At 62.4% G+C, this 19,652-nt stretch carries 21 protein-coding genes; 15 read left to right on the forward strand and 6 right to left on the reverse strand.

The features are described 5' to 3' along the window. Positions 1–66: 66 nt before the first annotated feature. Entirely contained in the window at positions 67–558 is a 492-nt protein-coding gene (locus Q0O95_RS06850) for an anthrone oxygenase family protein (protein WP_293696669.1), read from the reverse strand. A 3-nt stretch (positions 559–561) separates the two neighbouring features. Continuing rightward, positions 562–1,425: an NAD(P)H-binding protein gene (locus tag Q0O95_RS06855; protein ID WP_293696671.1), complete on the reverse strand. Its 864-nt coding sequence runs from the start codon at positions 1,423–1,425 to the stop codon at positions 562–564. Between the two features lie 144 nt (positions 1,426–1,569). Here Q0O95_RS06855 and Q0O95_RS06860 point away from each other — a divergent pair, with 144 nt between their 5' ends. Continuing rightward, positions 1,570–2,547, forward strand: coding sequence for an AraC family transcriptional regulator (locus tag Q0O95_RS06860; protein WP_293696672.1), 978 nt, complete (start codon positions 1,570–1,572; stop codon positions 2,545–2,547). A 141-nt stretch (positions 2,548–2,688) separates the two neighbouring features. Here the strand turns inward: Q0O95_RS06860 and Q0O95_RS06865 are convergent, their stop codons facing one another. Beyond that, positions 2,689–4,164, reverse strand: a complete 1,476-nt coding sequence (locus Q0O95_RS06865; RefSeq protein WP_293696674.1) for an HNH endonuclease signature motif containing protein — start codon at positions 4,162–4,164, stop codon at positions 2,689–2,691. A 209-nt stretch (positions 4,165–4,373) separates the two neighbouring features. After that, positions 4,374–5,165 carry a mycothiol synthase gene (gene mshD, locus Q0O95_RS06870; RefSeq protein WP_293696675.1) on the reverse strand — a complete coding sequence of 264 codons (792 nt, stop codon included), beginning with the start codon at positions 5,163–5,165 and terminating at the stop codon, positions 4,374–4,376. Positions 5,166–5,203: 38 nt separating this feature from the next. Here mshD and Q0O95_RS06875 point away from each other — a divergent pair, with 38 nt between their 5' ends. The 6 genes from Q0O95_RS06875 to Q0O95_RS06900 all read left to right on the forward strand — a co-directional run bounded on the left by Q0O95_RS06875 (position 5,204) and on the right by Q0O95_RS06900 (position 9,677). Next, complete coding sequence (locus Q0O95_RS06875) at positions 5,204–5,536, forward strand: hypothetical protein (RefSeq protein WP_293696677.1); 333 nt, start codon at positions 5,204–5,206, stop codon at positions 5,534–5,536. 55 nt (positions 5,537–5,591) lie between these two features. Further along, complete coding sequence (locus Q0O95_RS06880; RefSeq protein WP_293696679.1) at positions 5,592–5,714, forward strand: hypothetical protein; 123 nt, start codon at positions 5,592–5,594, stop codon at positions 5,712–5,714. Between the two features lie 16 nt (positions 5,715–5,730). Then, positions 5,731–6,345 carry an FABP family protein gene (locus Q0O95_RS06885; RefSeq protein WP_293696680.1) on the forward strand — a complete coding sequence of 205 codons (615 nt, stop codon included), beginning with the start codon at positions 5,731–5,733 and terminating at the stop codon, positions 6,343–6,345. Continuing rightward, positions 6,342–7,406: a glycine cleavage T C-terminal barrel domain-containing protein gene (locus Q0O95_RS06890; RefSeq protein WP_293696682.1), complete on the forward strand. Its 1,065-nt coding sequence runs from the start codon at positions 6,342–6,344 to the stop codon at positions 7,404–7,406. Before Q0O95_RS06885 ends, Q0O95_RS06890 begins: the two co-directional genes overlap by 4 nt. Positions 7,407–7,494: 88 nt before the next feature. Continuing rightward, positions 7,495–8,679, forward strand: a complete 1,185-nt coding sequence (locus tag Q0O95_RS06895; RefSeq protein ID WP_293696684.1) for a MarP family serine protease — start codon at positions 7,495–7,497, stop codon at positions 8,677–8,679. Positions 8,680–8,927: 248 nt separating this feature from the next. After that, the gene (locus Q0O95_RS06900; protein WP_293696685.1) at positions 8,928–9,677 is read left to right on the forward strand and encodes a phosphoglyceromutase; all 750 of its coding nucleotides are present in this window, start codon (positions 8,928–8,930) and stop codon (positions 9,675–9,677) included. 59 nt (positions 9,678–9,736) lie between these two features. Here the strand turns inward: Q0O95_RS06900 and phoU are convergent, their stop codons facing one another. Beyond that, positions 9,737–10,396, reverse strand: coding sequence for a phosphate signaling complex protein PhoU (gene phoU / locus Q0O95_RS06905; RefSeq protein ID WP_293696723.1), 660 nt, complete (start codon positions 10,394–10,396; stop codon positions 9,737–9,739). A gap of 142 nt (positions 10,397–10,538) precedes the next feature. Between phoU and Q0O95_RS06910 the strand changes: the two genes are divergently transcribed. Together Q0O95_RS06910 and Q0O95_RS06915 are read left to right on the forward strand one after the other, a co-directional pair. Next, positions 10,539–11,687, forward strand: coding sequence for an ATP-binding protein (locus Q0O95_RS06910; protein ID WP_293696687.1), 1,149 nt, complete (start codon positions 10,539–10,541; stop codon positions 11,685–11,687). Next, positions 11,684–12,364, forward strand: coding sequence for a response regulator transcription factor (locus tag Q0O95_RS06915; RefSeq protein WP_293696689.1), 681 nt, complete (start codon positions 11,684–11,686; stop codon positions 12,362–12,364). The genes Q0O95_RS06910 and Q0O95_RS06915 overlap by 4 nt, the downstream gene beginning before the upstream one ends. Before the next feature lie 15 nt (positions 12,365–12,379). On the opposite strand, the gene Q0O95_RS06920 is transcribed toward Q0O95_RS06915, so the two are convergent. Beyond that, entirely contained in the window at positions 12,380–12,907 is a 528-nt protein-coding gene (locus Q0O95_RS06920; protein WP_293696691.1) for a hypothetical protein, read from the reverse strand. A 201-nt stretch (positions 12,908–13,108) separates the two neighbouring features. Here Q0O95_RS06920 and Q0O95_RS06925 point away from each other — a divergent pair, with 201 nt between their 5' ends. From Q0O95_RS06925 to Q0O95_RS06950, 6 genes are all read left to right on the forward strand, one after another. Further along, positions 13,109–13,963, forward strand: a complete 855-nt coding sequence (locus tag Q0O95_RS06925) for a MurR/RpiR family transcriptional regulator (protein WP_293696693.1) — start codon at positions 13,109–13,111, stop codon at positions 13,961–13,963. 303 nt (positions 13,964–14,266) lie between these two features. Further along, positions 14,267–14,998, forward strand: a complete 732-nt coding sequence (locus Q0O95_RS06930) for a tyrosine-protein phosphatase (protein WP_293696695.1) — start codon at positions 14,267–14,269, stop codon at positions 14,996–14,998. Then, positions 14,995–15,777, forward strand: coding sequence for a metallophosphoesterase (locus Q0O95_RS06935; protein ID WP_293696697.1), 783 nt, complete (start codon positions 14,995–14,997; stop codon positions 15,775–15,777). Before Q0O95_RS06930 ends, Q0O95_RS06935 begins: the two co-directional genes overlap by 4 nt. A gap of 76 nt (positions 15,778–15,853) precedes the next feature. Then, the gene (locus tag Q0O95_RS06940) at positions 15,854–16,864 is read left to right on the forward strand and encodes an ABC transporter substrate-binding protein (RefSeq protein WP_293696699.1); all 1,011 of its coding nucleotides are present in this window, start codon (positions 15,854–15,856) and stop codon (positions 16,862–16,864) included. A 133-nt stretch (positions 16,865–16,997) separates the two neighbouring features. Then, the gene (locus tag Q0O95_RS06945; protein WP_293696701.1) at positions 16,998–18,545 is read left to right on the forward strand and encodes an iron ABC transporter permease; all 1,548 of its coding nucleotides are present in this window, start codon (positions 16,998–17,000) and stop codon (positions 18,543–18,545) included. Positions 18,546–18,556: 11 nt separating this feature from the next. Beyond that, entirely contained in the window at positions 18,557–19,621 is a 1,065-nt protein-coding gene (locus tag Q0O95_RS06950; protein ID WP_293696703.1) for an ABC transporter ATP-binding protein, read from the forward strand. The last annotated feature ends 31 nt before the right edge of the window (positions 19,622–19,652 follow it).

Below are 19,652 nucleotides of genomic sequence, written 5' to 3' on the forward strand. Positions count from 1 at the left end.
CCTAGGGCGAGCTGCGACGCCCATTTGAATCCAGTCGTGCTCGGCTCGAACAACAAAGCCGGTTCATCAGGGGAGCACTCCCGCCATAATCAAGCTTATGAACGAACCGATGCTCGCGACAGTGCGCGCTAGGTTCCAATGGTTCCAGCGGGCCTCGAATCGATCGCGAGCGACCCGATATTCCGGTGCTGTTCCAGCTTGGGCACGATCGAGCTGTGTGTTCAGGGGTACGTTGCGCCCCGCCGTGATGGTGAACGAGATCACGGCGCAAGCCGCGCCCGCCCAGGCCAACAACGGTGCGTTCGTGGTTGTCTGCAGGCTGTCGAGCACCGCGTAGGCACCCGCTGTCAGTGGCGCGGCGAAGAATACGAGGAGGAACCACGGGTTCAGGATCGCCACGTTGATAGAGCGGAACGCCTGCACGTAGCCGACGTTCGAGACGCCGTGGAGCCCGGGGGCGATGGCGCAGGCGAACGCGAAGAAAAGTCCGGCAAGCAGCCCGTTGGAGACGATCGCGGCAACGAGTAATACCTCGAGGACGGGTGAGGTTCCACTCACTTCTCAACGACCTGCGAGCATACCGGCGAGGGTCGCTTCCATCGGGATGTCGACGAGCACGCTGCGATCCCCTCGCGGCGCAAGGAGGCCCTGGGCGTCGGCACGGTAGAGCTCCGCGAGGCTGTCTGCAACGTGTGGACGGAACCCCGCCTCAACGAATGCGGCCGACCACGCTTCTTCGGGAACCGTTGTAACTCGCAGTTCCCTGCCCAGCGATTCGCCCAGCAGTTTCGCGACGGCGCGCTCAGAGTAGGAGGCGCCGAGGATGTCGAGGTTCTCACTGGTGTCGGGAGGCGTCTGGAGTGCTCTTGCCGCGACAGAACCGAGGTCTGCCGTCGCGACCATCGGCACCGGCGTGTCGGCTGAGTCGGCGAAGACCGGGTACACGCCGCTCTCGCGGGCGATTTCGATGACGTCAGCCACCTTCTCCTGGAAGTGGCCCGAGCGCAGGGCTGTGAGCACAGTGCCCGTCTCACGCAACGCTCGCTCAAGTCGGTTGAGACCGGTGATCGGGCCGGTGCCCTCAGCGAGGTCGGCGCCCATGGAAGAGAGCATCACAACGTGCGGTACCGCCGCGTCGGCGACGGCGCCCGCAATCGAACACGTCAGTCGCTCGGCGTGTTCGGCCAGGTTGGCGACGTGCAGATCGAACGGCAGCAGTGTGAAGAATCCCGCGCACCCGCGGAGCGCGTCGGCGAGCGCGGCTCGGTCGTCGAGCTGCAGAATGCGCACGTCGGCTCCCTCGGCGCGCCACTGTTCGGCATCCGAGCTTCGGCGAACCAGCACACGAACACCGGCACCGTTGGTCAATAGGGTCTTGGCCACAACAGATCCGACTCGACCCGTTGCTCCTGCGACGACATACATGGTGGTTTCCTCTCGTTTCGTTTGATTGCGAGTTTCACGCTACGGAGAAGAAATCGAATTAACCATGCCAGTTTTGCCGCTTTCCTTATCCATTCAACCGATTCATGCGAACTATTGGCGTATATACATGAGAAGCTTGGCCGTATGAGGCCGGGACCCAGCGCCGGAGGCACCGATCGACTGGCGCGAGCGTTGCACACGCTGCGTATGCGCAGCACCTTCTACTCGCACGCCGAGCTCGGCGAGCCGTGGTCTTTCGAAATGCCTTCTATTCCCGACTCGATCAGTTTCCATGTGCTCACCTCCGGTGCTTCCTGGCTCCGGATGCCGGGTGCAGAGCCACTCGAGCTGCGTGCGGGCGACCTCACCCTGGTTCCGCACGGGCTGGGGCACGATCTCGCGAGTTCCGAAGAAGCGGCACCGGGGCCCCGTGTCGACCTCCTGCCCCAGGACTACCTCACCGACCACTACTCCGTTCTACGGTATGGGGGCACCGGCCGTGCTTCGCAGATGATCTGCGGCATCGTGTCATTCGACGATCCAGCAGCTCGTGAGCTCCTGCGTGCACTCCCGCCGGTGCTCCACATCGGCAGCGATACGGTCTCGGCCGCATCGTCGATTCGAGACACACTGCGCCTCATGGCACGGGAACTCTCCCAGCCGCAGCCCGGGGGAGAGGCGGTGGCCACCAGGCTCGCGGATATTCTCGTGGTCCAGGCGATACGTGCCTGGCTGGCCAGTGGCACGGGAACCGAGGCTGGATGGCTATGCGCTCTTCAGGATGCCCGAATCGGGCGCGCGCTCGAAGCGATCCATGCCGAGCCCGGCCGCGAGTGGACGCTGGAGCGACTTGCCCGGGTGGCAACTCTGTCGAGATCATCGTTCAGCACGTTGTTCACAGAACTCGTCGGCGAAGCGCCGATCACGTATCTCACCCGTTGGCGTATGAACATCGCATACACCCGGCTGCGCGATGAGAACATCACGGCGGCAAGTCTCGCCACTGAGCTCGGATATCGGTCGGAAGCCGGATTCAATCGAGCGTTCACCCGCATCGTCGGCAGCACTCCGGGTTCGGTTCGGCGGGGGAGTCGCGGTCAACAGCCCGCCCTTGCGGGCTGAGCTCTACAGAATCTCCGGGTGACTTTCAGCCACTGCGCGAGTTGCGTTCGGCTCGGTTGCGCGTCTCGGATTCCGGCATGCCGGTCACGCCTTCGACGAGGGCACACTGCTGTTGCAGCTCGAGCAGCGCCCTGGAACGACTTAGAACGGGATACCGGATTTGTCCGGTGGTTCCGGGGGCGGTTTCCAGGGGTCGAGGGCGCGGGTTCTGCCCTGTTCGTCCGGTGGTGAGATGGCGGTCGGTATTGGCTCGGGTTTGACGCGATGCAGGTTGCCGCGGGGCCCGAGCCAGAGCAGTTCGCCCGGTTTCGTCTGCTGCACGATCCATCCCGAGTGCGGTCCGTCGCGATGTTTGAGTACGTGATGTCGTCGGCACAGCGCCGCGAGGTTCTGGGGCGTCGTTGTTCCGCCGTATTGCCAATCGACGGTGTGGTCGAGGTCGGTTCTGACTGCGGGACGGCTGCAGCCAGGGAAGCGACACGTCTGGTCTCTGCCGATGATGAGTCTGCGCAGTGACGCCGTGGGTTGGTATACGTCGGCGGTGATGGCGACGCCGGTGACGGGGTCGGTGAACAGTCTGGTCCATGACGTCACGCCTGCGGCCAGCAGAAGAGCTGTGCCATCATCGATGAGTGTGCCGTCGGGGAGTTCGGCTCCGGGGAGACCATCGAGGGTGCGACCGTGCGTGAGGAGCGTTGCCGGCATGGTCACGGTGACGCGTGCCGTGACACCGGCCATGAAGCCCGCTCCGATCGCAGTACTGCCCACATCGGTGTTTGCGTCGTCCGCAGGCGGAGCGGTGCCGGTTAGGAGCAACCGCATAGCGGAATCGCTCATGTGCTGGTGCAAGCCGCGATCGTCTTGTCGGTCGCGTTGCCCGAAGGCCTGTCGCAGCCGATCGTAGGCTGCCTCAGCCAGTATCGGGGTCGTCTTGATCGTCAGGTGCGTCATCCCGTCGGGCTGCTGGGTGAGCCAGACGGCGCGATCCTGGACGGCCTCATCGACGGCTTCGGGAGTCGGCGGCGACGCGAGACGACGGGCGATACGGTTCGCGACCCGTGCCAGCTGAGCCGGTGTCTTGCAGCGCGCTTGCGGCAGAACGAGGTGTTCGTATTCCGGCAGCGCGCTGGTGTCGAGGTCCTGTGCCGCTTTGCTTATCACGCGCACGTGGCCGATGTGGATTTCACCATCCATCCAGGCGCAGTGCGTGTTCGGAAAATTGCTGCGCAGTGCCGCGGCTTCGTCTAGCTGGCCCTGTACCGCGCGTTCCGACTTTCGTAGGTTCGCGGCAAGACCGGTAGTAACGTCATCGTGCAGCTCGTTGAACAGCGGTTCGGGATCTCCGTCCTGACGCTCGACCAATCTGTCGATCAGTTCGCGCGCTGCTCCGCGGTAGTCTTCGCGGAGGGCGATGACCTTCTCGACATCGCGCTCCAACTCCTGCAGTCGCTCGATGGTGAGATCGAGTTCGTTACGTAGATGGATGTGTGCGTACGCGCGTTCTAGCGATGTGAACGGCACATCGTCGACAGTGCAGGTGCCGTCGGCATGCTCGACGATGTCGCGCACGCTCCAGCGAGGCTCGATGTCGAAATGCACCTGCACATCCATCGCCATGACCGTTCACCTCGTTTCGCCGCTGCGTCGCGTGCTCTGCTACGTACTGATCAGTGTGGACGGGACCACCGACATCAACACCGACAGAACCACGAAAAATGCGCGAAAGCACCCCAAAGTCTCAAGCAAGACTTGAAACGAATGTCGCGCGAATACCGAAACGGCCCCTATTTGCTTGGACGAAGGACAAAGCGCCACAGAGAGTCCACCTACACGCTGTACTGGACGTCGATGGCCCAGCGCTCGAAACCGAAGCGCTTGTACAGTTCGAGAGCGGGGAGGTTATCTCCCTCGACGTAGAGGTGAGCTGTTTCGGCACCGAGCTCGCGCATCCGTCCGAAGGTCGCATCCATCATGGTGCGCCCCAGCCCGCGTCCCTGCGCGTTCGGCGCAACGCCGACGGCGTAGAGCTCGACGATGTCGTCCCCATGGGGCTTCAACCAGGTGAAGGCATCGAGCTCGCCATCGGTTTCGTGCAGCAGTAGGTTGTCGTCGCTGTGCCACGCAGCAGAGCGTCGGTCGGCCAAGTCGCCAGCCGTGAGCGACCCCTGCTCGGGATGACCGGCGAAGGCCGCTGCGTTGACTCGCAGCCAGGCATCCCCGTCGTCATCCGTGAATGCACGAACGGTACTCGGCACGACTGCATCGGAAGGAACGCGGGCACGCAGCTGCAGCAGCTCACGTGTGCGTCGAAGCCCGAATTCTTCGGCCAATCGCGCAGCTGCGGGATGGTCGCCGTGCGCCCATGCGCTCCAGGTGCTGCCCGAGAAATGATCGGCGACGAGCGATGCGAGTTCGCGACCGAACCCTTTGCCGCGTTGCTCGGGCCACACCGCCAACTCGGCTTCGGCAGCCGCAACGAGCGCGATTCCGCCGTCGTTTTCGATGACCTCGCGTTCGCCCCTGCGCGCTTCGATCAGTGCTTGATCGTTGAACGGCGGAGCTCCGTCATGCTCGCGAACCGCTGCTCCGAGCGCTTCGATCCTGGTGGTGTCTGCCATCGGTCCTCCTGCCTCGGTAATCAACCTAGTATGGAGATGTGAGTAAATCACCGCCAGACCCGGCCGCCTCGAAGCGGCAGTTCGATGTCGCTGGCGCTTCTGGCCCGCGCGGGGTGCTGTGGGCGACGGTGCTGCCCGTCTGGTTGGCCGCAGTTACGCTCTCGACGCTGATCGGCCTCGTGGTGCCGAAAACCGCAGCGACTTGGCTCGCGATCGCATTCGGCCTGTGCACGCTGATCGCGTTCGCGCTGCAGCTGCTCGTGCCGACAACGCCTGGCCACATGTCGCGCCTCGGGTGGGGTGTCGGGGGAGCGCTCGTCATCCTCGGGCTCGCCTCCGTCGTGCTGTTCGTGCTCTGGCCGCCTGCGTGAATCGGCGCCCGAGGGCGTCGCGCTATGCACGGTGACGGTGGCGTAGGCTGGTTGCATGGATCAGATTCCCGTTATCGCCTTCGAGATCTTCTTCATCGGCCTGCTCGGCCTCGCATCGGTTGCGATCCTCGGCGGCGCCATCGTGGTGCTCCGCGGTCTCTTCCGGGGTCAGCGGTAAGCGGTAGATCGTTCCCGTGCTGACGATCGATGGATCCCTGCCGAGCGAACTCGCGCCGCTCGCGTGGCTGGTCGGCGAGTGGGAGGGAACCGGCGTCATCTCGTACCCGGTCGATGACGACCGCGTCGAAATAGAGTTCGCGCAGACGGTTTCCTTCGCCCACCAGGGGCTGCCGTACCTGCAGTACGAAGCGCGCAGCCGTCGCCTCGATACGGATGCGCTGATCAGCATTGAAACCGGCTTCTGGCGGCTCGCCAGATCACCCGGGCCGACGGACCTGGGCCCCGGCATGCTGCCGGCGACCGGCTCCGCGATAGCATCGGCCGAAGAGCTCGAGAAGCTGCGCCGCGACGACGGCGGCTTCGAAGTAGAAGCATCGATCGTGCATCCGAACGGCGTGCAGGAGCTGTACATGGGAGTCGCGAACGGACCCCGTATCGATCTCGCTACCGATGCTGTTCTGCGCTCCCCGAGCGCGAAGCAGCACAGCGCCTCAACGCGCATGCTCGGATACGTGCAGGAGCATCTGCTGTGGGCCTGGGACATCGGCACGGAGGGCGCCGAAGTCGTCTCGCACGCATCCGCTCGTCTTGCGAAGCGGGAAGCATCGGACGCGTCGGGAAAGTCATGACCATCTTCGCCGACCGTCAAGGAGCCGTTCTGGACGACAACGGAGTGCCGCAGCACTTCGGCGAGCCGGTGCGTGAACAACGGGCGTTTCAGCGCGGTGCCTATGTGCCGCTCCCGCGAGAAGTCATCAAACTCAGCGGCCCGGATCGGCTGACCTGGCTCGACTCCATAACGTCGCAGCAGCTCGATCTCTCGGCCGGTCAGAGCACGGAGAATCTCGTGCTCAGCCCGCAGGGCAAGATCGAGCACGCCATGCGACTCGTCGAAGACGGTGAGTCGCTGTGGGCGATCGTCGATGTCGGCAGAGCCGCTCCGCTGATCGAGTTCCTCGAACGGATGCGGTTCATGCGGCAGGTCGACATCGAAGCGGTTGCGGATGCGGTCGTGGTCGGAGTCTCCGGCGAGATCGACGCTCCGGACGGTACGGTCTGGCGCGATGCATGGCCGGACACCATCGAGGGCGGCGTCCGTTACGGGTCGTATCGAGGCGATGACCCCTGGGCGTGGCGAGAAGTGATCGTAACGCCCGAAGTCGCCGCATCCTTGAGCGCAACCGAGGTACCCGTCGTGGGTTACGGGGCCTACGACGCCGCACGCGTAGCGGCAGGTCGTCCCGCCTTTTCGGACGTGGATGAACGCACGATCCCGCACGAGCTCGACTGGCTCGCAACCGCGGTCCACCTCAACAAGGGTTGCTATAGGGGCCAGGAGACCGTCGCGAAGGTGCATAATCTCGGCGCCCCTCCTCGCAGGCTCACGCTATTGCACCTCGACGGCTCGGACTCCGTGCTTCCGGAGCCGGGCGCCGAAGTCGTCGCCGGCGAAAAGGCGGCGGGACATGTCACGAGCTTCGCGTACCACTACGAGCTGGGTCCTATCGCGCTTGCGCTGCTGAAGCGCAGGGTCGACCCCGAAGCGGTGCTCACGGTGCACGCAGGGGATGACGGCACGCACCGGGTGACGGCCTCGCAGGAGCTGCTCGTGCCCCCGGGAGCCGGTCAGGCCAACAAGCCGCCCAGGCTTCCCAGACTGGGCGCTGTGAAGCGCCCGCGACGCGAGTAACCGTATCCGTCATGGGATCGCCATAGCAGCGGTGAATAGCATGCACCGGGACGCGTGCCCGACCACCCCGTGACCGGAGGAGAACTCCATGCCGATAGTGATCGATGTCCTGATCGTGCTGCTGGTCCTCGGCGCGCTGGGCACCGGCTTGCGGATCGGGCTGTTCTCATCGCTCGGCATGATCTGCGGCCTTGTCGTCGGGGGGATCCTGGCGCCGTGGGTTCTACCGCTGGTGAGCTCTGCCGTCACCGATGATGCGTGGCGCGGAACCGCCGTCATCGGAAGCGCGGTCGGGCTTCTGCTGCTCGGGGCCGGTGCGGGCGCCGCGATCGGGGCGCTCATCCGCAGCGGAGCCGACAAACTGAAACTCCGGGTGCTCGAACGTCTGCTGGGCGGGATCGTCACGACGGTTGCGGCAACGCTCGCCCTCTCGCTCACGGGTGCCGGCATTGCTGCAGCGGGCATCCCGTTCGTCTCCTCTGCCGTCGCGTCCTCGAATATTCTGCGGGCGATCGACGATGTAACACCCGCTCCTCTGACCGATGGCATGGCGAGACTGCACGGTGCGATTCTCGGTGACACGGTCCTGCCCACGATCGACGGACTGCTCGACGATGTCGACTTCTCGCAGACGCCGGATCTCGACGGCATCGAAACCGAGAGCCCCGAGCTGGCGCAGGCCGCGATGTCCGTTGCGCGCGTTTCGGGGTTGGCGTCGGCATGCGGTTCGCTCCAGAGCGGCAGCGCCTTCGTCGTCGACGACGGGATGCTCGTCACCAACGCGCACGTCGTGGCGGGAGTCGAGACGGTCATGGTCGAGCTGCCCGGCGAGCGAGCGCAGGACGGCAGGGTCGTCTACTTCGACCCGGCTCAAGATCTCGCCGTCATCGCTGCCGACGTCGAAGCGCCGCCGCTCGACATCGCCGATTCGGTGCAACCTGGAGACGCGGCGGTCGTGCAGGGGTACCCGCACGGAGGCGCATTCCGCAACGTTCCGGCGGCCGTTGCCGCGTCAGGGACGATCGCGGTCACGGACATCTACGGAGGCTCGGCGTCAGAACGATCTGTGCTGACGCTGGAAGCGGTCGTCGAACCCGGAAACTCGGGCGGGCCCCTCCTGACGGAGAGCGGCGAAATCGCCGGCGTGATCTTCGCAAAGGACGAGACGCGCGCCAACATCGGCTACGCGATGTCGAACGAGGAGCTCTTGCCGGTCGTTGACGCCCTGGGGAGCATGGATACGCCCGTCTCGACCGGCACCTGCAATCGCTGACGGCTCACAGCAGCGCGAGCGCCATCGCCGCGAGATGCCCGGCACTTCGTGCTCCTCGTACAGCGCAGCACGTTCATTGCCGGGTCCGCCCGCGTCGCCACTCAGAATGCCACCTGCGACGGCACGCGCCCGTCGCTGCAGCCCCGCTTCTATCGCAGCCTCGAACTCCTACCACGCGAGCACGGGGTTTCGGTATGTTCTCATCCTCCCATCAGCGTGCTCAGGCGGCGTGGCTTAGAGTGGATTCCATGACAGAACGCACGCTCATCCTGCTCCGTCACGGTCAGTCGGAATGGAATGCCCAGAACCTCTTCACCGGCTGGGTGGATGTCCGGCTCACGAACCTCGGGTGCACTGAGGCCGAACGCGGGGGCGTCATGCTCCGCGAGCGCGGCATCCGCCCCGACGTCGTCCACACTTCGCTGCTCACCCGTGCTATCCAGACCGCGAACATCGCGCTGGACGCCGCCGACCGGGCCTGGATTCCCGTTCGTCGCAGCTGGCGACTGAATGAGCGCCACTACGGCGACCTGCAGGGTAAGGACAAAGCGGAAACCCTCGAACAGTACGGTGAGGAGCAGTTCATGCTGTGGCGCCGCTCGTTCGATGTTCCGCCGCCGGAGATCGCAGACGACAGCGACTTCTCGCAGTCCGGCGACCCGCGCTACGTCGATATCGATGGCGATCAGCCGAAGACCGAGGCGCTCAAGCAGGTCATCGATCGACTGCTGCCGTACTGGGACGGCGCGATCGCTGACGACCTGCGCGACGACAAGACCGTGCTCGTCGCAGCACACGGCAATTCGCTGCGCGGCCTCGTGAAGCATCTCGAGGGCATCGGCGACGACGAGATCTCATCCTTGAACATCCCCACGGGCATCCCGCTCGTGTACCGCCTCGACGAGAATCTCGAAGCGCTCGGCAAAGGGGAGTACCTCGACCCGGAGGCTGCCGAGGCGGGCGCTGCCGCCGTCGCGAATCAGGGGTCGGAGAAGTAAACAGCCTGCAACCAACGAAAACGCCCCTGCGAAGGGGCGTTTTCGCGTTTGCAGGTCGGTTAGGCTTCCTCTTCAGCAGGTGCCCAGTCGCCCGTGCTGAGGTACTGGATCTTCTTCCCGATGGTCACAGCGTGGTCTGCAAAGCGCTCGTGGTAGCGGCTCGCGAGCGTGACGTCGACGGTTGCGTTCGCCGGCTCGTTCCACTCCTCTGCGAGCACGCTGTCGAAGACGCTCTTATGCAGTTCGTCCAGCTCGATGTCGAGTTCGCTGATCTTCTCGTGGTATTCGAGATTCTCGGTCTTCAACAGTTCGACGTTCAGGCGGGCGATCTCGATGTCGAGTTCGCCCATCCGTTCGAAGGTCGAGATGAGCGGCTCGGGCACGACGGCGTCAGGGAAGCGGTAGCGCGCCAGTGTCGCGATGTGGCGAGCCAGGTCGCCCATCCGCTCCAGGGATGCAGAAATACGGAGTGAGGAGACGAGGATGCGGAGGTCTCGTGCCACCGGGCCCTGTCTGGCGATCACGTCGATTGCGAGCTCGTCGAGCTCATCGGCTTGCGCGTCGATGTGCTGGTCGCCTTCGATGACGCGCTCGGCGAGCGCGACGTCGCTGGTGCTGAAAGCCTGCTGGGCAAGGGTGATTGCTTCGTGCACCGATTCGGCGATTGCGACAAGACGCTCCTGGACCTCGGCCAGCTCCTGCTGGAAGACTTCGCGCATGTTCCTACCGTTCATGTTGGGGCGCCGCTCATCGGGCGCACGCACTGCATTCTTCCCAGTCTAGGTGAACACCTGGTGCCATGGTGGTGAACGCGAGCTGACCGGGCGGTGTCCGGGCCGCTGACGGGATTAGGCTGGACGGGTGCAAGATCCCGCAGTCATCGTGCTTATCGCGTTTGCGTTCGGCGCGCTCGTAGGTCTCGCCGGGTATTGGGTCATCGATTACTCGGAGCGTCGCGGCCGGGCGGCGCTCGAGCTCACGACGGAGAGCATCCCGAGCGGTGTAGTGGAAGTGGTGCTGGCTCTCGAATCGGGTGGCATCATTCTCGATCACAGCAACACCGTGCTGCGATCTTCCCCTGGCGCACAGCTGCTCGGTCTGGTGTCTGACGGCAAGATCGCGCACAGCAACATCCTCGACGTCATCGACGATTCACGTGAGACGAGTGCTCCCGTGAGCCGCACCGTGGAACTCACGCAGGGGCGGTTCTCCGATGATCAGCAGATCATTCTGCACGTGCGCGCAGCGCCTCTTGGGGCGAAGTACATGTTGCTGCTGACGGACGATCACACGGAAGAAGAGCGGCTCAACAGCGTGCGTCGTGACTTCATCGCGAACGTGTCGCACGAGCTGAAAACGCCGGTTGGTGCGATCGCCCTGCTCTCGGACGCAATCGATGCCGCGGGTGATGATCTCGAACGGGTGAGGAGCTTCACCGGCAGGCTGCAGCGTGAGGCGCAACGTCTCGGGACGATGACGAAGGAGATCATCGACCTGACGTACATTCAGACTGTGAATCCGCTTGAGAGCGCCGTGCCCGTACGAGTCTCCGAAATCGTGGACGCTGCATTCGATGCCAACCGAGTTGCCGCAGAGGCGAAACGCATCCGATTGACCTCGCGCGTCGTCGATGACATTGCGGTCATGGGAGACCAGCAGATGCTGACGACAGCAGTCAAGAACCTCGTGGCGAACGCCGTGACCTACTCTGACGATCACGAGCATGTCGGGGTCGGAGTCCGGCGTACAGAGGACGGCGTTGAGATAGCCGTGACCGACAGGGGCATCGGCATCGACCCCGCGGAACAGCAAAGGGTTTTCGAGCGCTTCTATCGCGTCGACCCCGCCAGGAGCCGGCACACGGGCGGTACGGGGCTCGGCCTCTCCATCGTGAAACACGTGACCAGAAGCCACGGTGGCTCGGTTTCGGTGTGGTCGAAGCCGGGCGAGGGCTCGACGTTCACCATCAGACTTCCCTACGTAGAGCCAAGCCAGGAGGACAACGAATGACACGCATTCTTATCGTCGAGGACGAAGTCGCCATTGCGGAGCCGCTCGCGTTCCTACTGGAACGCGAAGGATACGAAGTCGCTGTCGTGGAAGACGGAGATCGCGCGATCGCGACATTCGATGCGGAGTCGGCCGACCTCGTGCTCCTCGACCTCATGCTTCCCGGCAAGAGCGGCACGGAAGTGTGTCGTGAGCTGCGCGCACGCTCGGCCGTGCCCATCATCATGGTGACCGCGAAGGACACCGAGGTCGACAAGGTCGTGGGGCTCGAGCTGGGCGCCGACGACTACGTGACCAAACCGTACTCGACGAGGGAACTCGTGGCCCGCATCCGTGCCGTCCTGCGGCGACACCAGAGCGATGCGGATGTCTCGGATGCGATCGTCGAGTCGGGGAGGGTCCGTCTGGACACCGACCGGCACTCCGTGACCGTCGACGGGTCCGACGTCGCGATGCCGCTGAAGGAGTTCGAACTGCTCGAATACCTTATGCGCAACAGCGGCAGAGTGCTCACGCGCGGACAGCTGATCGATCGCGTCTGGGGAGTCGACTACTTCGGCGACACGAAAACCCTTGATGTACACATCAAACGACTGCGCTCGAAGATCGAGCGCGACCCGTCGAAGCCCGCGCAGCTGCTGACGGTTCGAGGAGTGGGCTACCGCTTCGAAGGGTAGCCCGGAGGCAGCGGGCTACTGCTCTTCTTCTGCCTGTTCGTCTTGCGACGGCTCATCCTCGTCGTCGACCGGATCGACGGGCTCGGCGGTGGGGCCGAGATCTTCGTAGCCGATCGCTTCCGTAGAGAACACCTGGATGTCGATCGTCACCGAATCGCCGCCGTCAACCGCGAACGCGGCGCTGAGAGTGGAGCCCGCAAGCGGGTCGTCGACCGGCAGCACGATCTGGTTGTCCTGGTAGCCGAAGACCGATACGCCCGGCTGCAGCGGAATCTGCACCTGCTGTTCGCCGACCTGGACGCTCATCTGCTGCATCGAGTCGGACTCGTTGATGAACGTGACATTGAGGCTGCCGCGCGACGGGTCGTCTGCGTCGACAACGAGCAGAACGTTGCGGAAAGCGACGTCGCCGGTTTCCCCATTCAAGCCGTCGCCGGGGTTGTACTCGTTGGTGGTTGCCTGGGGTGTCAGCATGTTGCAACCGGTGAGCCCTATGGCGAGTGCGAGACCGGCGGTTGCTGCGGCGACAAGACGAAGCTTCACAGTGAGCCTTCCGTGCGTTACGTGCTTGGGCAAGAGTCGAAACCAAGTCTACTGCAGGAGTTTGGGCTTATGTGCCAGATCCGATATCGACACAGAGGACGCAGCCCCAGGCGCAGAAGAACTGCAACCTTCTCCGGTTGGCTCGAGCATCGAGTGGTCGGATTCTTGCCGGGTCGCATGGATGCACGAGAGGATAACCGTGTGGACGGAAAACTGAACCAGCCCCAGGAAGAGAGCTCAGCTCTCGTGCGTTTGCGCGCGGCTCTGCCGCAGTTAGGTCCGAGTGAGGGACGCGTTGTTCAGGCAATTCTGGATAATCTGACGACCATCGCGGAGACCTCGACTGCTGAACTCGCGAGACTGGCAAAATGTTCCCCCGCGACGGTCATCCGTGCCTGCCAGAACGTGGGATTTCGCGGCTACCAGCATTTGCGGATTGAACTCGCGAAAGGGCCGCTGGAATCCGGACCATCGGGTGGGCACGTACTCGATGAGGTGTATCGGGAGGCATCCGAAGCAATCGAAGTCAGCCAGCAGCTGTTATCGCAGGAGTCCTTTGACAGGGCGGTAGACGCGCTCATTGCCGCTGACCGTATCCTTGTCAGCGCATCCGGATTTTCGTTGCCTCCTACACAAGACACCGTCATTCGGTTGATTGCTCTAGGGCTGACCGTGCTCTCTCCGGCAGACGTATTCACGCAACAGTTTGCAGCCAGGCAGATGAGGAAAGGCGATGTTGTTTTAGCTGTGAGCTACTCAGGCGCTAACACGCACACCGTACGAACGGCTGCGTCCGCGAAGCAAGATGGTGCAACTGTGATTGCATTGACAAGCTTCGCTCAATCGCCGATCACAAAAGCTGCGGATATTTCGTTAGTTACGGGACCCGTTGGCAGAAGTAATGACATCGATCCTCACTTGAGTCGAGTGAGCCACTCCTTAGTTCTTTACGCCCTGTATCGGGGTGTCCTGAGGAAGCGAAGAGGGTCGCTCGATCGTTTTTCTGAAATGGGAGAGGTCATTGCCGACGCTCTCAGTGATGACCTGGACGCGTAGTTGCCCTTAATGCTTGGTTCCAGTTGTCGCCACGGGGATCGGAAGCGCTGAGGGGCATCTTGTCTGAGCCACGAGATTTCACCGCGTGAGATTTCGTGTGCTTCGGGCGCTGGTCCCCATGATTGCTTGGCCGAACTTGCCGCTTCGCTTAAGGCGGCCTTGCTGCAAGTGGAGCGCGAAAGTCGCGCCCGAGCTGCCGCGTGTCAAGGCGCCGCGAAAGCAGACCCCTTGTATCGAAAAACTGAATACGTATAATGAAACGACGGAACGTTTTATTTCGTTTGAAACGACGGAACAGAATGGATGTCATCGTTTATGTTGCAAGGAAGCTTCAACGCCAGGAGCCTGTCAGCTGAGTCAGGTGAGCCTTGGATCTTCCGTTCTGCGACACTCGACACCGCAAGCCAAGGTGACATCCACTCGCTGGCCGGATACGGCGTCAATCACGTTATTGACCTCCGGTCTCGGCTAGAACGCGGGCCGGTAGCGCATCCATTCGAAGTGAGCGTGCTACCGCTCTATGGTGAAGAGAAGCTGCCGCCGCAGGGTGGGAGCATAGAAGGGGTTTATCGTGGCCTCGTCGACAGAGCAGGCCATGGAATAGCGGAAGCAGCGGCTGTCGTCGCCCGCAATCCTGGTGTTACTTTGGTGCACTGCAGAATCGGCAAGGATCGCACCGGGCTGGTGATCGCGCTGATAGCTCTTGCTGCGGGGGTGGCAGAATCCGAGGTGCTTGCCGATTACGCACTCTCGCAGGTGGAGGTGCGGAAACACACTGCTGGTCAAGTATATCGGCAGCTTCGAGATCTCAATCTGGATCAGTCCGAGATGGAGCGCGCCCGCGAACTGCATTTGGACAGCCCTCCGGAGGCAATGGAGAATACTTTGGACTGGCTGCACACGCAATTCCGGGGTGTCGAGGAGTATCTCGTCCATCACGGGTTGCAAGAGAGCGATCTCGACAAACTTCGCGAAAAGCATCGTGGCCAATCGCCGACAGCGTTGCCCGCGCGCGGTCGGGAGTTTCAGCAATGAGTGGCACTCTGCAGGACGTTGGGGGCTCGATCCTGGCGCGACGCGTTCTCGTGCAGTTGAGCGATTTGCACTACATCGGGGAGGGCCGACTCTTCGGCGGGCTGATGCTGCGAGAGATATTCGCGCAGATCCGGGCGATTCTGGAACTACCGCAGTACACGCCTGAAGCAATAGTCGTGACTGGCGATCTCGTGCATCGCGGCACGCAAGCGTCGTATCAAGACCTTCAGCGAGAATTCGAAATGCTTCGAGCAGCCTTCGCTGTCCCCATCATTGTCACGTTCGGCAACCACGACGACATCGAGCGGGCGGCAGCAGTATTCCCCACGATGCAAATAGCCCATACCGAAACCCATCGGATCGTAAGCTTCGACAATTCGGACCCGGAGATTACGCCGCATCAGGAGCGCTGGCTGGTCGAACAACTGGCCCAGCCTTATCGTTCTGGGACGATACTCGCCTTTCACCACTCGCCTCTGCCCTCGCTCGTTCCAATCCTCCAGAGACGCGGAATGGAGAAGAGAGCTGCGCTCGCTCGTATTGTCGAGAACTCCGACGTCATCCAGATCCTCACCGGGCACTACCACCATGCGATGGCAGGTACTTTCGCCGGGGTGCCTTGCTGGAGTTCTCCCGCTCTGTCGACGCAGCAGATCATGGCACCACAGCTCGTTGAAGCCGGCCATGGAGGCGGAAGCGGGTTTTCCGTTGTCGAGCTCAGCGAGTACGGGCCCATCGCCACACCGATTTGGCTGGACGTCGAGCAGCCCGATCGCTAGGGCAGGTCAGCGAAGACCTTGGGGATCACATAACGAGGTAGCCCAACTGAATATCTAATCAATCAAAGGAGAAGCAATGAAGCACAAATCCAAGATCGTAGTCGGCATCGTCGCCGGCGCTCTGACACTGACGGCATGTGGCGGCGGGGCAGAGCCGAGTGGGGACGGCCCGGGCGGCTCGATAACGCTGTATACGTCGGAGCCTCAGGAGAAGATCGACGAGATAATCAGCGCATTCAACGAGCACTACCCCGACATAGGCGTCGAAGTGTTCCGAGCCGGAACCGGTGACCTCACCGCTCGAGTTGAGACAGAAATTACGGCAGAGGGCAGTCCGCAGGCGGATGTGTTCCTCGCGGCAGATGTTCCGACCTTCGAAGGCTATGTTGAGCGTGACCTCTTTCTGCAGTACACCCCAGAAGATGTCGAAGCTCTGCTTCCGGAAGTCGTAGACGAGGACGGATACTACGTCGGCACCCGCGTTATTCCAACGGTGATCGCTTACAACACGAATTCGATCGATGCTCCTCCCGCGTCGTGGGACGAGCTGACCGACCCTCAGTATCTCGATCAGCTGGTCATGCCGAATCCGGATGTTTCGGGAGCTGCGGCATTCAACGCGGCAGTGTGGTTGGATCATGAGGACCTGGGCGTCGAGTGGTTGACGGATCTTGCGGAGAACAACCCGGTGATCGCAGACAGCAACGGTCCGGTCGCTCAGTCCGTCGCATCGGGAGCGCAGCCGGTCGGGATCGTCGTCGACTACCTGGTTCGTGACTTCGCGGAAGCTGGATCCCCGATCGCTGTCAGTTATCCGGCCGAGGGCGTACCGTACGTATCGCAGCCTGTCGGCATCTTCGCCAACACCGAAGAAGAAGAGCTGTCGCAATTGTTCGTCGACTTCCTTGTCAGCGCGGAGGGCCAGGAACTGGCCGTCGGGCAGGCGTACCTCCCGGTCCGTGACGATGTAGGTACGCCGGAAGGCGCACCGGCAATGGAGGAAATCGAGCTGCTCAACCCCGATCTGGAACACATCGCCAGCATCAGAGAAGACTCCGTTGCTACATTTAATGAACTCTTCAACTAACACGGCGTCTCGCGGACGGGGCCTGCTGCGCAAGTGGCAGGCCCCCTCCGGCCCTGTGCTCAAGCGGCTCACAGCCAGTGGAGTCCCATACGTCCGATTCGGTGTTTGGTGTTCTGTTGCGGCGCTGATCATCGTGCCACTCACCGCGGTAGTGGCCCTGGCAATCAGCGGGAACAGGTGGGATACCCTCTGGACGGCCGAGATTTTCAACGCAGGTGTCAACTCGCTCGTTTCGGCAGGACTTTCTGCCGTGTTTGCGGTTGTTATCGGGACTGTTCTCGCGCTCCTGCTTGATCGCACGAATCTACCGGGCAGAGGCATCCTTCGGATCTTCCTCTTGAGTCCTCTGCTGGTTCCGCCTTTCGTCGGGGCTATTGCTTGGTTGGGGCTGTTCGGACCTGGCGGGCAGATCAACCACTTCTGGAGTCAGGTGTTCGGTTCGCCGCTGTGGAATATGTATGGAGGGGCCGGCGTCGTATTCCTGCTTACCGTCCACTCATATCCGCTGGCTTATCTGATTGTCGGAGCGGCTTTGCGTCGCGTGCCGGGTGATCTCGAACAGGCCGCGCAAATCAGTGGCGCTAATCCTTGGCGCGCGGTGACGAAGATAACGATGCCGCTGGTTCGCCCGGCGCAGATCTCCGCTTTCACCCTCATCGCTGTCCAAAACCTTGCGGACTTCGGCATCCCGGCGATCATTGGAACGCCTGGGGGATATCAAACCCTTGCGACGATGATCTATCGCTACATTCAGTCCGGCACCGTCTCCGAGCCGTTGCAGGTGGTGTCGACGATCGGAGCACTCTTGTTGCTCCTTGCCATCATCGGTGTGCTGCTGGAGTATCGCGCCAGCGGTCGTTCGATGGGTCTGGACGGCCCCGCTGCTCCTCAGCAGACTCTGAACCTGAGCACGTGGAAGCACGTCGTCGGTTTCATGTCGTGGATCGTCGGACTCGCCATCACAGTGCTCCCCTTGTTGGCGCTTGCAGTGCAGAGCTTCCTTTCGGCGCCTGGACAACCGCTGCGCTGGGAGAACCTGACCCTTAACTCCATGACGCGAGCTCTCACAGCGAACACGACGATCGTCGGGGCCTACAACTCCATTTTTCTCGCAGCGTCTGCTGCGCTAATTTGCGGTGTAATCGGAGGACTCGTTTCGGTCCTGCTGACGCGCACTTTGTCACGAACGAACGTGCCTCTCAGGATTGTCGTGATGCTGCCGCAGGCAGTCCCCGGCCTCATACTGGCTGTCGGGTGGCTGCTGATCGGTCCTTCCTTGGGCCTGTTCAATACGATCTGGCTCATTCTCTGCGCCTATGTCATGGGCTTCATCGCGCTAGTCGTGCAGACGGTCAACGCGCCTCTGCGCTCCATACCGGTGGCGCTCGAAGAAGCGGCCCGGATATCGGGTGCCGGTGGTCTGAGAACACTCATCACCATTTCGTGGCGTATGGCCATGCCGGCAATTTTCACCGGCATGATGCTCGTGCTCCTGACATCGGTGCGCGAGCTGACGATTTCCGTGCTGCTGCTGGCTCCGGGTTCGCAAACGCTGGGTGTCGCGATCTTCAACCTCCAGCAAGCAGGCGACTACAACGCTGCAAGCGCCCTTTCTCTCATAGTGGTCGTGCTTGGACTCTTCGGTTTGAGTCTCACGATCAAAACCAAAACAAGATCCTAGGAGCCGAGGCCATGACTGAGGTACTCTCACTGGAAGACGTCGAATTGACCTATCCGAACGGCAAAGTCGGATTGGAGAAGCTGAACTTAACCGCCAAGAAAGGCGAGCTGATTGCCGTCATCGGTCCATCGGGCTCCGGCAAGACGACACTGTTGCGTGCGGTTGCTGGATTCCTGAACCCTTCGGAGGGGTCCATCGCCATCAACGGTGAAGTCATGTATCGCCGCGGCCAGTCGACCATCCCGACCGAGAAGCGGAAGCTGGGTATGGTCTTCCAGCAGCATGCGATCTGGCCGCACATGTCGGTGGCTCAGAACGTGAGCTACCCGCTGCGCCTCGCCGGCGTCGCGAAGCCACAACGCGCGAAGCGGGTTGGCGAGATCTTGGAACTGGTCGGACTGGACGGCTTCGGGGAACGCGACCCAGCAACGCTTTCGGGTGGGCAACGTCAACGGGTCGCGCTGGCTCGCGCCCTCGTTAACTCGCCGCGGTTGCTGTTGCTGGACGAAGCACTGAGCGCACTTGATGAACCGCTGCGAGACACGTTGCGTCTCGAACTGCGATCGCTCGCAAGCACGCTCGGATTAACAATGCTGCATGTGACCCACGATCGTAACGAAGCAATTGCGCTGGCGGACCGCATGCTTGTTCTCGACAAGGGCGAGGTTATGCAGCTCGGTACTCCTACGGAGCTGCTGAATAATCCGGCGAACCCGTTCATCGCAGGTTTTCTATCCGACGCCACGCTCATTCGCGGCGGGGTGAAGGATGGACTGTTCCAGTCCGTCGAGCACGACTTGCGGTACGCGGTAGCGGGGGAGCCGGACGGCGACGGCACCCTGGTGATCTTGCCCAATGATATTGCGATCGATGAATCGGGAGCCGACTCGAAAGAGGTCACGATCGTTTCGTCGCTGTTCGGCCGCGATCACAATGAAGTCGTACTCGACTGGGGTGGTGTACGGATGCGAAGCCGGTACAGCGGTGTCATGCATCGGGAGGGAGACACCGTGTCAGCCCGGATCGCGCAGGCGCGATTCTATCCGGCAGAGGATTATTCGGCGCCCAGCACTTGAACCGGGGTTGCGGGGGAGCCCGGAGGATCGC

Origin of the sequence: uncultured Agrococcus sp., assembly GCF_945915485.1 — a bacterium.
Lineage (GTDB): Bacteria > Actinomycetota > Actinomycetes > Actinomycetales > Microbacteriaceae > Agrococcus.